General features: G+C 72.4%; 8 protein-coding genes. 3 read left to right on the forward strand and 5 right to left on the reverse strand.

Annotation, left to right across the window (positions count from 1 at the left end; translation table 11 throughout):
* Positions 1 to 240: 240 nt before the first annotated feature.
* Positions 241 to 4437, forward strand: coding sequence for an Ig-like domain-containing protein (locus tag EUA93_RS22260; RefSeq protein WP_129401575.1), 4197 nt, complete (start codon positions 241 to 243; stop codon positions 4435 to 4437).
* Here EUA93_RS22260 and EUA93_RS17460 read toward each other — a convergent pair.
* Positions 4434 to 5330: a phosphotransferase family protein gene (locus tag EUA93_RS17460; protein WP_129401576.1), complete on the reverse strand. Its 897-nt coding sequence runs from the start codon at positions 5328 to 5330 to the stop codon at positions 4434 to 4436. The genes EUA93_RS22260 and EUA93_RS17460 overlap by 4 nt on opposite strands.
* 156 nt (positions 5331 to 5486) lie before the next feature.
* Here EUA93_RS17460 and EUA93_RS17465 point away from each other — a divergent pair, with 156 nt between their 5' ends.
* Together EUA93_RS17465 and EUA93_RS17470 are read left to right on the forward strand one after the other, a co-directional pair.
* Positions 5487 to 7448, forward strand: coding sequence for an Ig-like domain-containing protein (locus EUA93_RS17465; protein WP_129401577.1), 1962 nt, complete (start codon positions 5487 to 5489; stop codon positions 7446 to 7448).
* 105 nt (positions 7449 to 7553) lie between these two features.
* Positions 7554 to 8372, forward strand: coding sequence for a class I SAM-dependent methyltransferase (locus tag EUA93_RS17470; RefSeq protein ID WP_129401578.1), 819 nt, complete (start codon positions 7554 to 7556; stop codon positions 8370 to 8372).
* Here the strand turns inward: EUA93_RS17470 and EUA93_RS17475 are convergent.
* From EUA93_RS17475 to pgfA, 4 genes are read right to left on the reverse strand one after another with little or no spacing between them, the layout of a single operon-like run.
* Positions 8310 to 10547 (reverse strand): transglutaminaseTgpA domain-containing protein, encoded by a 2238-nt coding sequence (locus EUA93_RS17475; RefSeq protein ID WP_129401579.1) that lies wholly within the window; start codon positions 10545 to 10547, stop codon positions 8310 to 8312. The two genes, EUA93_RS17470 and EUA93_RS17475, sit on opposite strands and share 63 nt — an antisense overlap.
* Positions 10544 to 11746, reverse strand: a complete 1203-nt coding sequence (locus EUA93_RS17480; protein ID WP_129401580.1) for a DUF58 domain-containing protein — start codon at positions 11744 to 11746, stop codon at positions 10544 to 10546. Before EUA93_RS17480 ends, EUA93_RS17475 begins: the two co-directional genes overlap by 4 nt.
* Positions 11743 to 12720 carry an AAA family ATPase gene (locus tag EUA93_RS17485; protein ID WP_129401581.1) on the reverse strand — a complete coding sequence of 326 codons (978 nt, stop codon included), beginning with the start codon at positions 12718 to 12720 and terminating at the stop codon, positions 11743 to 11745. Before EUA93_RS17485 ends, EUA93_RS17480 begins: the two co-directional genes overlap by 4 nt.
* Positions 12717 to 13601 (reverse strand): cell envelope lipid trafficking protein PgfA, encoded by an 885-nt coding sequence (gene pgfA / locus EUA93_RS17490; RefSeq protein ID WP_165355211.1) that lies wholly within the window; start codon positions 13599 to 13601, stop codon positions 12717 to 12719. Before pgfA ends, EUA93_RS17485 begins: the two co-directional genes overlap by 4 nt.
* Between the last annotated feature and the right edge of the window lie 98 nt (positions 13602 to 13699).

Here is a 13699-nt window from a genome sequence, read left to right on the forward strand (position 1 = left end):
TCTGGCGCAACAAGGAAGTTTACGCGCCTTCGCGCGCCGACGTCCAACCGGCGTCGCACGCTCACGACCGGGCGGCCCCACGCTCGCGAGCCGTGGTCCGCAAGGCGCTGCCAGGATCCTTCCTCGAGGAACAGGCGTTGAGTTCTCGTTACTCATTTGTTGGTATGTCGTTAATGGGTACAGAGGGGCTGCGCGATCCGCGTGAACACCCTGACCTGCCGTGTTCCGAGGGGGAACCACATGCCGCACCGTCCGACCCGTCGGCTGCTGTCCGCAGTCACGACCCTTGCCCTCGTGCCAGGCCTGGCGCTGGCGACGACCTCGACCCCGGCATCGGCCGCCCCGCTGCCGGCCGCCTACTCGGCGAACGCCCACGGTGACATCGTCGGCCTCGACGTCGACCTGCTGACCCTCGACCTCGCCGGGGTGGCCGTCGGGCACAGCCGGAGCACCACGAGCAGCACGGCGACCACGGGCGCGAGCACGGCCACCTCCGCGAACCTCGACGGCAACCTGGCCGGCACCGGTCTCGCCCTCGGCCAGCAGGTGTCGAACGCCCCGCCCAGCGTCAACCCGGGCGAGCAGCAGCTGCTGGCGGTCAACCTCGCCCCGGTGATCAGCGTCGGCACGGTCCGCGGCGACACCGAGGCGTCGTTCTCGGACAACCCCGCCACGTGCGTTCCCGCGGACGCCAACGGCGACCGCATCCTCTCCGACGCGCACACCAGGCTGGCAGGGCTCACCCTCGCGTCCCTGCCGGTCCTCGGCACCCTGGCCGACGTCGGCGCCTCGCAGTCGCGGACCCGGACGTTCCTCGACGACAACGGTGCCGGCGCCTCCGAGGTCGTCTCACGCACCACCTCGAACATCGGCGACATCAGCCTGCTCGGCGGCGCCGTGACCGTCCGGGTCACCAACCCGGTCGTCCTCGAGGCCAGGTCGAACGGCACCACCGGCACCGCGTCGTACACGAACCCGCCGTCGGTCTCCGTCACGGCCGCCGGCACGACGGTCAACATCCTTCCCGGCAGCACCCGGCAGATCAACCTCGGTCTCCTCGACGCGCTGGCCGACCTCAGCATCTCGGTCCGTGCTGCCCAGAACACGTCCTCGGGCGCCACCGGTGCGGCCTCCACCTCCGCCTTCCTCAGCATCGACCTCGACGTCCTCGGCGGCATCGGCCGGCCCGCCGCCAGCGTGGGGCTCGACCTCGCGCCCATGTCGGTGCAGGCCACCGCTCCGCAGGGCGGCGTCGAGTGTCCCGTCGTCGACACGACGGCTCCCGGCGCCCCGGTGATCGCGACCCCCGGCAACGGCTCCAGCACGAACGACAACACCCCGACCTTCTCCGGCACCGCCGAGCCCGGCTCGACGATCGAGGTCGAGGACTCCGACGGCAACCAGGTCTGCACGACCACCACCACCTCCGGCGGCAGCTGGACCTGCACGCCCACCACACCGCTGCCCGACGGCCAGGACACCTACACCGCCACCGCCACCGACGCGGCCGGCAACACCTCACCGGGCGCCGTGGTCACCTTCACCGTCGACACCTCCACGACGCTCGACCTCGTCGAGCCGGCCAACGGCTCCACCACGAACGACCTCACCCCGCTGGTCGCCGGGACGGGCGAGCCCGGTGCCAGCGTCACCGTCAGGGAGGGCGCCACCCAGGTCTGCACCGCGACCGTCGCGGCCAACGGCAACTGGTCGTGCACCCCGGGCAGCGCACTGGGAGCGGGCCCGCACTCGTTCACCGCGACAGCCGTGGACACGGCCGGCAACACCGCCACCGACACGACCACCTTCACCATCGACCCGCAGGGTCCCGACACCACTCCCCCCGACGCCCCGACCATCACCGCACCGGCCAACGGCTCCACCACCGACGACAACACCCCGACCTTCTCCGGCACCGCCGAGGCCGGCTCCACGGTCGTGGTCGAGGACTCCGACGGCAACCAGGTCTGCACCACCACCGCTGCCGGTGGGAGCTGGACCTGCACGCCCACCACACCGCTGCCCGACGGCCAGGACACCTACACCGCCACCGCCACCGACGCGGCCGGCAACACCTCACCCGAGGCGGACGTCACCTTCACCATCGACACCGACGCCCCGGACGCACCCGTCATCGAGACCCCGGCTGACCTGTCCAGCACCAACGACAGCACGCCGGAGCTCTCCGGCACGGCCGAGCCCGGCTCGACGGTCGTGGTCGAGGACTCTGACGGCAACCAGGTCTGCACCGCGACCACCGGCTCCGGTGGCAGGTGGACCTGCACGCCCACCACACCGCTGCCCGACGGCCAGGACACCTACACCGCCACCGCCACCGACGCGGCCGGCAACACCTCACCCGAGGCGGACGTCACCTTCACCATCGACACCGACGTGCCCGATGCCCCGGTGATCTCGGCGCCGGCCGCCGGCACGACCGTGGCCGACTCGACCCCCGGGTTCTCAGGCACGGCCGAGGGTGGCTCGACGGTCGTGGTCGAGGACTCCGACGGCAACCAGGTCTGCACCGCGACCACCGGCTCCGGCGGCGGCTGGTCCTGCACCCCCACGGCGCCGCTTGCGGACGGTCAGGACACCTACACCGCGACGGCCACGGACAAGGCCGGCAACACCTCGCCCGGGGCGGACGTCACCTTCACCATCGACACGTTCACCACCATCGACCTGACCGCCCCCTCCAGCGGCTCCACCACGAACGACACCACGCCGGCGTTCTCCGGCACCGCCGAGCCCGGCTCGACGGTGGTGGTCGAGGACTCCGACGGCAACCAGGTCTGCACCACCACCGCGACCGGTGGGAGCTGGACCTGCACGCCCACCACACCGCTGCCCGACGGCCAGGACACCTACACGGCCACGGCCACCGACGGCGTCGGCAACACCGACACCGACACGACCACCTTCACGATCGACCCGGACGCGGACGACACCACTCCCCCCACCGCCCCGGCCATCACCGCACCGGCCAACGGCTCCACCACCAACGACAGCACCCCGACCTTCTCCGGCACCGCCGAGGCCGGCTCGACGGTCGTGGTCGAGGACTCCGACGGCAACCAGGTCTGTACCACCACGGCGACCGGTGGGAGCTGGACCTGCACGCCCACCACACCGCTGCCCGACGGCCAGGACACCTACACGGCGACGGCCACAGACGCGGCCGGCAACACCTCTCCGGGCACCGACGTGACGTTCACGGTCGACACCGCCACGACGATCGACCTGCTGGTGCCCGCCAACGGCTCCACCACGAACGACCTCACGCCGGACATCTCGGGCACCGCCGAGGCAGGCGCCAGCATCACGGTCACGCAGGGCGGCGCCGTGGTGTGCACCACGCAGGCCGGCGCCGGTGGGGCCTGGAGCTGCACGCCCACCAGCCCGCTGGCGGACGGTCCCACCACCCTGACGGCCACCGCCACCGACGGGGCCGGCAACACCGCCACCGACACGACCAGCTTCACCATCACCCCGGCAGGTGGATCGGTCGCCCCGCCGGCCATCAGCTCACCGGCTGCGGGCGCGACCGTGCAGGACACCACGCCCGCCATCTCCGGCACGGGCCAGCCCGGGCTGACGGTCACGGTCCGGGAGGGATCGACCGTCCTCTGCACCGCCACGGTCGCCGCCAACGGCCAGTGGTCGTGCTCCTCGGACGTGGTCCTCCAGCCGGGTGCCCACACGGTCTCGGCGACCCAGAGCGGCCCCGGGGGCTCGAGCGAGGCGTCGACGGTCACCTTCACCGTTGCCGGCGCTCCGACGCCGAACCCCACGCCCAACCCGACGCCGAACCCGACGCCGACCGACACGGACGGCGACGGCCTCACCAACACCCAGGAGACCCAGCTGGGCACCGACCCGAACAAGGCCGACACCGACGGCGACGGTCTCACCGACGGCGCCGAGGTCAACGTGCACAGGACGGACCCGCTCGACCGCGACACCGACCGCGACCGGATCACCGACGGCCGCGAGGTCAGCGGCATCCGGATCCGCCAGCGCTTCGAGGTCTGCGGTCGCAAGACCCGCACCGCCATCCTGGTCAAGACGGATCCGCTCAGGAGCGACACCGACGGCGACGGTCTCAAGGACGGCGCCGAGGTCCGCGGCACCAAGATCAAGCAGAAGGTCAGGACCGGCACGGGCACCTACGTGATCGGCAGGGTCCGGACCGACCCGACGAAGAAGGACTCCGACCGCGACCGGCTCAGCGACAAGGCCGAGATCACGGGGTCGAAGAACAAGAAGTTCGGGAAGGCCAGGACAAACCCGGCCGCCTGCGACACCGACCGTGGCGGGGTCTCCGACGGCGCCGAGGTCAAGGCCGGGGCGAACCCCGCGGACTCGAGGTCGACGCCGAAGCGACCCGGTCGGCGCACGACCGCCTCCGACCTCCCGAGGAGGGGGCAGGCCTAGAAGGGCCAGGCGTGGAGGTCACCCGTGTCGGCGACAGCCCTGAGCAGGACCGCAGCACGGTCCGCCACTGGGTTGTCGCCGGCGCGGGCAGCCAGGTCGACCAGCGCCCAGAGGTCGGCCGCCCGGGCGCCGTCGCGGAGGTCCTCGTCGGTGCCGCCGTGCCTCGCTGTCCATGCTGCCAGGACGGCGTCGACGTAGGCCGGGTGGCGATCGAGGCGCAGCAGGTTCCCGACGTCCGTCCACGGGTGGCCGCTGTGCGCGAACTCCCAGTCCAGCACGGCCGTCACGGCCAGGGACTGCGGGTCCACGAGCACGTTCTTGGGGTTGAGGTCGCTGTGCACCAGGCAGGCGCGACCCACGGTGTCGAGGTGGTCCTGGGCGTCGCGGGCCACCTCCGCCAGCGCGTCACGCTCGGCGGACGGCCAGGCCGCCAGCCGACCGTCCACCCACTGCGTCAGGTCGAGGTCGGGGAGCTCGCGGAGCGTCAGCTCCGCGTCGACGAACGTGCCGGTCCGCCGGACCGGCATCCCGGCGAGCGTCGCGGCGACCGACCCCATCGCCGTACCCAGCCGAGCGAGGCCGTCGTCGTCGCCGGCGTCGGAGAGCTCGCTGACGACGACGTCGCCCCGCTCCCCCGGCAGCCACTGCGTGACCAGCAGTCCCGGCTGCCCGCTGTCGGGCTGCGGGCGTCGTACCTCCAGCACGTCGGGCACGGGCAGCAGCCCGCGCACGAGGCGGAGGACCGCCTGGTCGACCTCGGGCGCCTCGGGCCCGCGCGCGTCGTCGGGCGGGTAGAGGCGTACGACGACGCGCTCCCCGCCGGCCTCGCCGAGGAACGTGCGACCCGACCAGCCGCCGGCCAGCGGGGTCAGCGAGGAGCCGGAGTCGTCCACCCGCAGATCGTGGCACAGCGCACGTCTCGGAACTTCGGGAGAAACTCGCGTTACCTTCACGTGGCTCGTTCGTTTGTTGTATTTGTTCTGTTGTAACCGTTGTGTAGATATCTCGTGGATCTACCGACCGACTTCACATCGAGGGGGAGCTTCGAGATGCACACTGTCCACACGAGCCGATTCGGGAACCGGCTCACCAAGGCGGCGGTCGCCCTGACCGTCGTCGTCCCGGGCACCGTCCTGGGACTGGCTCAGTCGCCGGCCTCGGCCGCGGCCCTGCCCGCCACCTACTCCGCGGACGCCCACTCCGACATCCTCAGCCTCGGCGCGACCGTGGCCGGGCAGTCGCTCGCGACGCTCGCGGTCGGCCACAGCCAGGGCACGGTGGCCAGCTCGGCCGCCGGCGCGGGCGGCACGAGCGCCAGCTCGTCGAACCTCGACGCCACCCTGGGCGGGACCCCGGTGCCCGTCGACTCCGCCACGGCCTCGGTCTCCACCAATGCCGGCGTCGACGACCCGCCCGGACGGGTCCTCGTGCCGGTCCCCGCCGCTCCGGTCGCCACCATCGGTGCCATCACCGGTGACGTGGAGGCCCGCTGGGGCGGGGCCAACGCCTGCGCCACCCCGGTCGTCGGGGGAACCCGCACCCTGTCCGCGGCCACGACGACGCTCGCCGGCGCCTCCGTCGGCCAGCTCCCCCTCCCCGCGCCGCTGAACGTGACGCTCGCGCAGGTGGGAGCGTCGTCCTCCACCAGCGGGACCTACCTCGTCGACGACGGCGTCGGCGGGTCCGACGTCGTCTCACGCACCACGACCCAGGTCGGCCAGGTCAGCCTCCTGGGCGGAGCGGCCGTCATCGACGTGTCCAACCCGGTCGTGCTCCAGGCCCGCTCCGACGGCACCACCGGCAACGCCGGCTTCGCCTCCACGCCGACGATCGTCGCCACCATCGGGGGCAACCAGATCCCGATCCCGATCAACAACCAGCCCCAGTCGCTGGTCCTGCCGGGTGCACTGGCACCCCTCGTGAGCCTCACGGTCACGGCGTTCACGCCCACCGCCACCAGCTCGGGTGCGACCGGCGCGGCGTCGATGGACGCGCTCCTCAGCATCGACCTCAAGGTGCTCAGCCTCCCGGCACCGGTGGGCGTCACCGTCGCCGACGTCTCGCTCGACGTCGCCCCGATGTCGGCGAACGCCACCGCACCCGCGGGCGGCGTCGACTGCAACGGCACCCAGCAGGGCTCGCTGGCCCCGCCGGACATCACCTCGCCGGCGCAGAACGCCAGCGTCACGGACGCGACCCCGCCGATCTCCGGCACCGGCGCCCCCGGCGCCACGGTCACCGTCCGCGAGGGCTCGCGCGTCCTCTGCACCGCGGTCGTCGCGTCCAACGGCCGCTGGAGCTGCTCCTCGACGGTGGTGCTCGCCAACGGCCCGCACACCGTGACCGCCACGCAGTCCGCCAACGGCACCACGAGCGCGGCCGACTCGGTCACCTTCACCGTCGCGGCCGACCCGAACGACGTCGACGGCGACGGCCTGCCCAACGGCGACGAGACCACGCACGGCACCGACCCCAACAACCCGGACACCGACGGCGACGGCCTCACCGACGGCGAGGAGGTCAACCGCTACGGCACCGACCCGCTGAAGGCCGACACCGACAAGGACGGGCTGACCGACGGCCAGGAGGTCAAGGGCGTCACGATCAAGCAGCGCATCTACGTCTGCGGCAAGAAGAAGGTGCCCTCGTCGATCACCGTGCGGACCAACCCGCTCAAGAAGGACTCCGACAAGGACGGCATCGCGGACGGCAAGGAGGTCAAGGGCGTCAAGATCAAGCAGAAGGTCCGGATCCCCAAGAACAAGACCGTCAAGATCGGCCGGGTCCGCACCAACCCGACGCGCAAGGACTCCGACCGTGACGGCCTCGCCGACAAGGTCGAGATCACCGGCAAGGCGAACAAGAAGTACGGCAAGGCCAAGAGCGACCCGACCCGGTGCGACACCGACCGGGGAGGCGTCTCCGACGGCGCCGAGGTGAAGGCGGGCTCGAACCCGTCCGACATCCGGTCCACCCCCAAGAAGCCCCGCGGCGGTCGCGGGAAGGGCTGATCGACAGGCCCACCAGGCAGGTTCCCCCCTGAAAGAGGTGCCGACGCGCCGGACCACCCACCCGGCGCGTCGGCACCGCCACGTCGCGACGACTACGCTCCCGACGTGGAGGATCACCTGCCCCAGTCGGTGCGCGTCGAGCGACGGGCCGTCTCCGAGCGGGAGTCGCGCGAGGCGAACGGCCCCGACTGGGACCGCTACGCCGACGAGTACCAGGCGACCCACGGTGCGTTCCTAGGTGACTCCGGGTTCGTGTGGGGGCCCGAGGGCCACACCGAGGACGAGCTCGCGATCCTGGGTGAGGTCACCGGGCTCGACGTGCTCGAGGTGGGCAGCGGTGCCGGGCAGTGCTCCCGGTGGGTGCGCACCCACGGCGGTCGCGGGTTCGGCCTCGACCTCTCGCACCGCCAGCTCCAGCACTCGCGGCGCCTCGACGAGGAGACCGGCATCGCGGTGCCCTCCGTGCGCGGCACGGCGACCCACCTTCCGTTCGCGCCGGCGAGCTTCGACGTCGTCTTCTGCTCCTTCGGCGCGTTGCAGTTCATCCGCGACATCGACGACGCGCTGGCCGACGTGCGACGGGTGCTGCGGCCCGGCGGACGCTTCGCGTTCTCGATCACCCACCCGACCCGGTGGATGTTCCCCGACGACCCCGGCGAGGCCGGCCTGACCGCCACCCAGTCCTACTGGGACCGCACGCCCTACGTCGAGGTCGACGACGCGACCGGCGTGGTGTCGTACGTCGAGCACCACCGCACGCTCGGCGACTGGGTCCGGCTCCTTGCCCGGCACGGCTTCGTGCTGGCCGACCTGGTCGAGCCGGAGTGGCCCGAGGACCACGACCGCGTGTGGGGCGGGTGGTCACGCACCCGTGGGCTGCTGACGCCGGGCACGGCGATCTTCGTGGCGCACCTGGCGGCCTGACCTGCCGTCAAGGTGCCGACGCCCGCGCGCCCACCCCGCGAGCAGGGAGGCCGGGTTGACCAGGGCCCACGCACGGTGCCGGACGTCTGCCTCCGCCAGCACCTGCCTGCGCAGTGCCTGGCACGCCTGCCAGTAGTCCAGCCCGTCCTCCGCCGGACCGGCAGCCGGGGCGAAGACCGCCGCGTCCGCGCGTCGCGCGAGGCCGGGATCGACGCCCAGGCCACCGGCCTGCGCGACGCGGCTCCACCCCTCGGGGACGGGCGTGCCGCGGTCGCGCGCGGCGTCGAGCACCTCCTGCCAGCCGTTGACGTAGAGCCCGGACCACGACGTCGTACGCCGCCGACGCACGCGCCGTACCCGCTTGGCGAGCGGCACCAGGGCCAGCAGGGCGAGCAGGGCCCCCGCGATCGCGGCCGCGGCGAGGCCGACGTAGCGCCAGGGGTTCGTCTGCTCCTCGATCACCGCGTCGGGCGACAGCTCGATGTCGGCGCCCTTGGGGATCTTCACCTGGTCGTCGTCGAGGTCCAGCTCCTCCTCGACGAACTCGGGGGCACCGATCGTGACCTCCTCGTCGGAGCCGGAGTGGACGCCGGTGTAGCGCGCAGGGTCGAGCGTGCGCCAGGTGCCGTCCGCGAGCTGGAGCTCCACCCACGACACGATGTCGCTGCGCGTGACGATGCCGCGTCGTCCCGGCGTGGCTCCCAGGACCACACGAGCGGGCACCCCGAGCCGGGAGGCGCCCAGCGCGGTGACGGCCGAGTACTGGAACGGGGTCGCCGACATCCGATCGGCGCCGACGAGCCGCAGCCCGAGGTCGACCGGCGACTGGGACGAGGATCCCGAGAGCCGGACCTCGCCGTTGAGCCGGAGGTAGCGGGCGAGGAGCAGGACGCGCTGCAGCGGCGAGACCTCGGGGCGGTCGAAGGGCACCAGGAACCGGTCGAGGAACGCCCCCTCGGGCTGACGCTGCTCCTCGGTCGCGGTCATCGTGGCGTCGGACGGGCGCAGGCCCGCGGACGGGACGACCGAGGTGAAGGTGTAGTCGTCGCGCGGGTCGACGCCACCCACCACCACCGCGCTGGAGGTCGCCTGGTTGTAGCGCACGTCCTCGATCTGGGTCCGACCGTCGCGGTAGTCGAGCTCGAGGCCGGTCAGCTCTCCGAGCATCGGGAGCCAGTCGCCGGTGTACGCCGGTGCGATCCGGACCCGCACCTCGACCTCCGGGCCCGGGTGCAGGGGCTCGACCACTCGTCCCAGCCGCCGGAAGGTCCCCGCCGGGCCGGCGCCCGGCGACTCGTCCGCCGGTCGCCAGGACTCGCCGTCGTAGAGGTCGAGGGTGCCGAGCCTCATCCGGGCGCCGTCCGGCACCCCGACGGCGCGGAACAGCTGCTGGCGGCCCTCCCCGGGTGGGATCAGCGTCTCCGACGCACTGGACGCGACGGCCCGGTCACCGGCGGGGTCCAGCCGGACGCGGTCCGTCTGGTCGTTGTCGGGCACCAGCACGCTGACCACGCCGGAGACGGCGCCCACGACGAGGGCCGCCACGAGGGTGGCCGCCAGTCCCGTGCGCCGGCGACCGACGAGCGCCTCGGCCCGACGCGCACGCGCGGCGACCCACGTGACCAGCACGACGGTCAGCACGGCACCGCGCAGGACGTAGTAGTCGGGGATCAGCACGGCCACGGTGATCGTCGCGGCGAGCCCCGCGACCAGCGGCACCATCGGGGCGATCGCCCGTCGGGTGCCGAGCGCCAGCCAGGCCGCCGGGAACGCCGTGCCGAAGCCGATGGCGTACGGCAGCAGCATGAGGGTGCCGGCCGCCTCGACCGGTGGGAGGGTGCTGACGAACAGGCGTGGCGCGGTGTAGGTGTCGCCGAGCACCCGGTTCATGGTCTCGACCGTCGGCACGATCCACGGGCCGGGACGCTGCAGGGCGGCCAGGGCGCCGAGGGGCGCGTAGGCGAGGAGGGAGACGAGGGCGTAGACCCAGACGCCGTCCTCGGTGGAGCGGACGAGCCACGCGAGCGCGAGGAGGAACACGACCGGCACGAGCCCGGCGACGAGGTAGCCGCGCGACCAGAAGCTCTCGTCGAGCATGGTGAGCACGAGAGCGACGGTGCCCAGGACGACGACGCAGTCGACCAGTGTGCCCGCCCAGCGCGGGGCCTCCCTCATCGCAGCCCCCGGGCCATAAGGTCGCGCAGGTCGGACAGCTGCTGCACCGTCAGCTCGCGCACGCGGGGCGAGTCGGTGAGCGTGGCCCGACCCTCGGTCTCGGCACGCACCACCATCCAGTCGGGCCCCTGGCCGAAGCTGCGAGCCGCCGCGTCGAGCTGCACCACGTCGCGCCGCGCCCCGGTGACCTGCACGACGAGGCCGGTCCCGCCCACCGCGCTCGCCGCGTCGGCTGCCTGCTGGAGGTGGTCGTCGTCCCGGTGCACCTCGAACCGGCAGGCCACGTCGATCATGGCCTCGGCGCTGCGCCCGCTCGCCGTGCGGGCGCCGCAGCGCAGGTAGGTGTCGAAGTCGTCGCGCACCGCGCGCAGGGCGATCGACGACGCGACCGAGACCGCGAGCTCGAAGTCGCGCAGGCGCGCGTAGGACCCGGCGCACCCGTCCACGAGGATCGTCACGTGCCCTCGCCTCGTCTCGAGGTACTGCCGGACGAGCAGCTCCCCGGCCTTCGCCGACGACCGCCAGTGCACGTGCCGGAGGTCGTCACCGGGCGCGTACTCCCGCAGCGCGTGGAAGGCCAGGTCACTCATCGACAGCTGCTGGCTGGTGGCGCCGTCAAGGTCGTTGGTGAGGCCGCCGGCGAACACCGACAGGTCGGTCACCCGGGGTGCCACCATGAGCTCGAGCCCACCACCGACCGGGTGCTGTCCCACGACCAGGCCCAGCGGGTCCGTCTTCTCGTAGACGGTCGGCCCCACGCGGTGGACGCCCCGCGGCAGGTCGGGCAGCCGGACCTCCTCGGTGCGGTGGGCGAAGGGCAGGAGGAAGGGCAGCCGCAGGCGGACGGAGTGCCGGCCGACCTGCACCGCGAGTCGCGGCGACAGCATCGCGGCCGCACCCGCCTGCACGCGGAGCGTGAGGGTGGGCGGGGCGCCGCCCTCGACGACGCGGTGCGGCCGCAGGGTCAGCTCGACCTCGGGCGCTCCCGGGAGGGCCTGCCAGGTCAGCCCCACCAGCACCAGCCCGAGCGCGACCACCCCGAGCTGGGTGAACTCCTGCCAGTGCAGCCACCACGAGACACCCGTCACCGCCAGCCCGAGCACCAAGACGCTTCGGCCGAGCGGGGTCAGCGCGCGCCACGGGAGCATCGCTCGCGTGCGCCACCCGGGGGTGGCGGCAGGTGTCGTCGGCTGGCTCACGCGCGATCGCGCGGCACCGACACCTGCGCCAGCAGCGAGTCGATGACCTCGTCGGGGCTCACTCCGCCGAACGCGGCGCCGGAGGCCATCAGGAGGCGGTGGCCCAGGACCGGGTGGGCCAGCGTGGCGATGTCCTCGGGCACGACGTGGCCGCGGCCCTCGGCCAGCGCCCAGGCCTTGGCCGCCCGGATCCACGCCAGCGCGCCCCGGGTGGACAGGCCGATCCGGACGTCGGGAACCTCGCGACTGGCCTCGGCGAGCCGGCGGACGTAGCTGATGATCGCCCGGTCGACGTGGACCATGTCGGCGACCTTCGCCATCTGGGAGATCTCGGTGGCTCCGACGACCGGGGTCAACCCGGCGGCGCGGTCGCGGACGCGTGACTCCGCGAGCAGTGCCTCGGTCGACTCCGCGTCCGGGTGGCCGAGGCTCGTGCGCATGAGGAACCGGTCGAGCTGGGCCTCGGGCAGCTGGTAGGTGCCGGCCTGCTCGATCGGGTTCTGCGTCGCGATGACCATGAAGGGACTGCCCACCCCGTGGGTCTGCCCGTCGACGGTGACGTGTCCCTCCTCCATGACCTCGAGCAGGGCCGACTGCGTCTTCGGCGACGCGCGGTTGATCTCGTCGGCCAGCACCACCGTGTGGAATATCGGACCGGGGTGGAACGAGAACTCCCCGTGCGACTGGTCGTAGACCGTGACGCCGGTGACGTCCGACGGCAGCAGGTCAGGGGTGAACTGGATCCGCGCGAAGGAGCAGTCGAGCGACTTGGCCAGGGCGCGCGCCAGCATCGTCTTCCCGGTGCCCGGCAGGTCCTCGAGCAGCAGGTGCCCGCCGGAGACCAGGCAGGTCAGCGCCAGCCGGACGACGTGGCGCTTGCCGAGCACCGCCGACTCGACGTTGTGCCCCACGCGTTCGAACGTGTCGGCGTACCACCGCACGTCGTCGGCGTGGACGGTGACGGGCTCGCTCACGCCGAGCGGCGGCGCATCAGCTGCAGTGCGATGCCGATGAGCAGCGCCGGGATCCCGACGATCCAGCCGATGAGCGGCACGGTGCCGGTGACCAGGTTGAGCTTGTCGGCGTTGGCGCTGGCGTCGTCGGCGTTGGCCTTGACCTGCTCGTCGGTGAAGCCGAAGTTGAGGGCGAGGAACGTGTTGCCGTCCTCGTCGAGGCGCTGCTGGTCCTCGAACTGGTTGATGATCGAGCCGGTGGTCGGGTCGATCCACAGGGTCTTGTCGGTCGAGTAGGTGCCCGGGACGCCCGAGGAGACCTCGATCGGGACGTCGCTGACGACCGTCTTGTAGACGTAGAGCTCGAGGCCGTCGTAGTCCTGGGTGCCCTCGTAGGTGGCGTCGACCGCCTCGCCCGCGTAGCCGTCCCAGTACTGGTAGGTCTTCTTCTCCGCGTCGAAGGGCCACTTGTTGACCAGGCCCGACTTGTCCTCCGCGCTCGGCGGGAGGTACTTCGGGTCGTCGACGGCCTCGGCCGTGCGGCGGTTCGTGGCGAACGCGTCGGTGCTCGCCGAGATCAGCCGCTCCTCGGGGTCGTCGGCGCTGACGCACTCGTCGATGTCGCCCTCGTCCTTGACCAGGCAGCTGGAGTTCTGGAAGACGACCACGTCGGAGTCCGAGCGCTCGGAGTCGGCGTGCGTGATGCTGAACGCCTTGACCGCGAACTGGTCCGTGCTGCCGGTGCCGTTGGCGAGCTCGGCGTCACCGCTGAGGAGGGTGGTGCTGTCGACGTCGAGCGGCGTCTTCATCAGCTGCCCGGGGGCCCAGAACTGGGCGAGGATCGCCAAGGTGATGAGGAATCCACCCAGCATCGTGAGACCGATGCCGAAACCCTTGCGCATGTGACGTACCTCCCAGTTGGCCCTGATTCGGGAGGACTGTAGCAGCGAAGTGACTCGCAAGTAGCCAATTGCCCGGGTGAAGTTCCGGGTCGCACGAC

Source organism: Nocardioides oleivorans (assembly GCF_004137255.1).
In the GTDB taxonomy this organism is placed as follows: domain Bacteria; phylum Actinomycetota; class Actinomycetes; order Propionibacteriales; family Nocardioidaceae; genus Nocardioides; species Nocardioides oleivorans.

Excerpts from the sequence above, each read along its gene's own strand:
- EUA93_RS22260 (WP_129401575.1), top strand. The coding sequence starts at position 241 with ATGCCGCACCGTCCGACCCGTCGGCTGCTGTCCGCAGTCACGACCCTT.
- EUA93_RS17465 (WP_129401577.1), top strand. The coding sequence starts at position 5,487 with ATGCACACTGTCCACACGAGCCGATTCGGGAACCGGCTCACCAAGGCG.
- EUA93_RS17475 (WP_129401579.1), bottom strand. The coding sequence starts at position 10,547 with ATGAGGGAGGCCCCGCGCTGGGCGGGCACACTGGTCGACTGCGTCGTC.
- pgfA (WP_165355211.1), bottom strand. The coding sequence starts at position 13,601 with ATGCGCAAGGGTTTCGGCATCGGTCTCACGATGCTGGGTGGATTCCTC.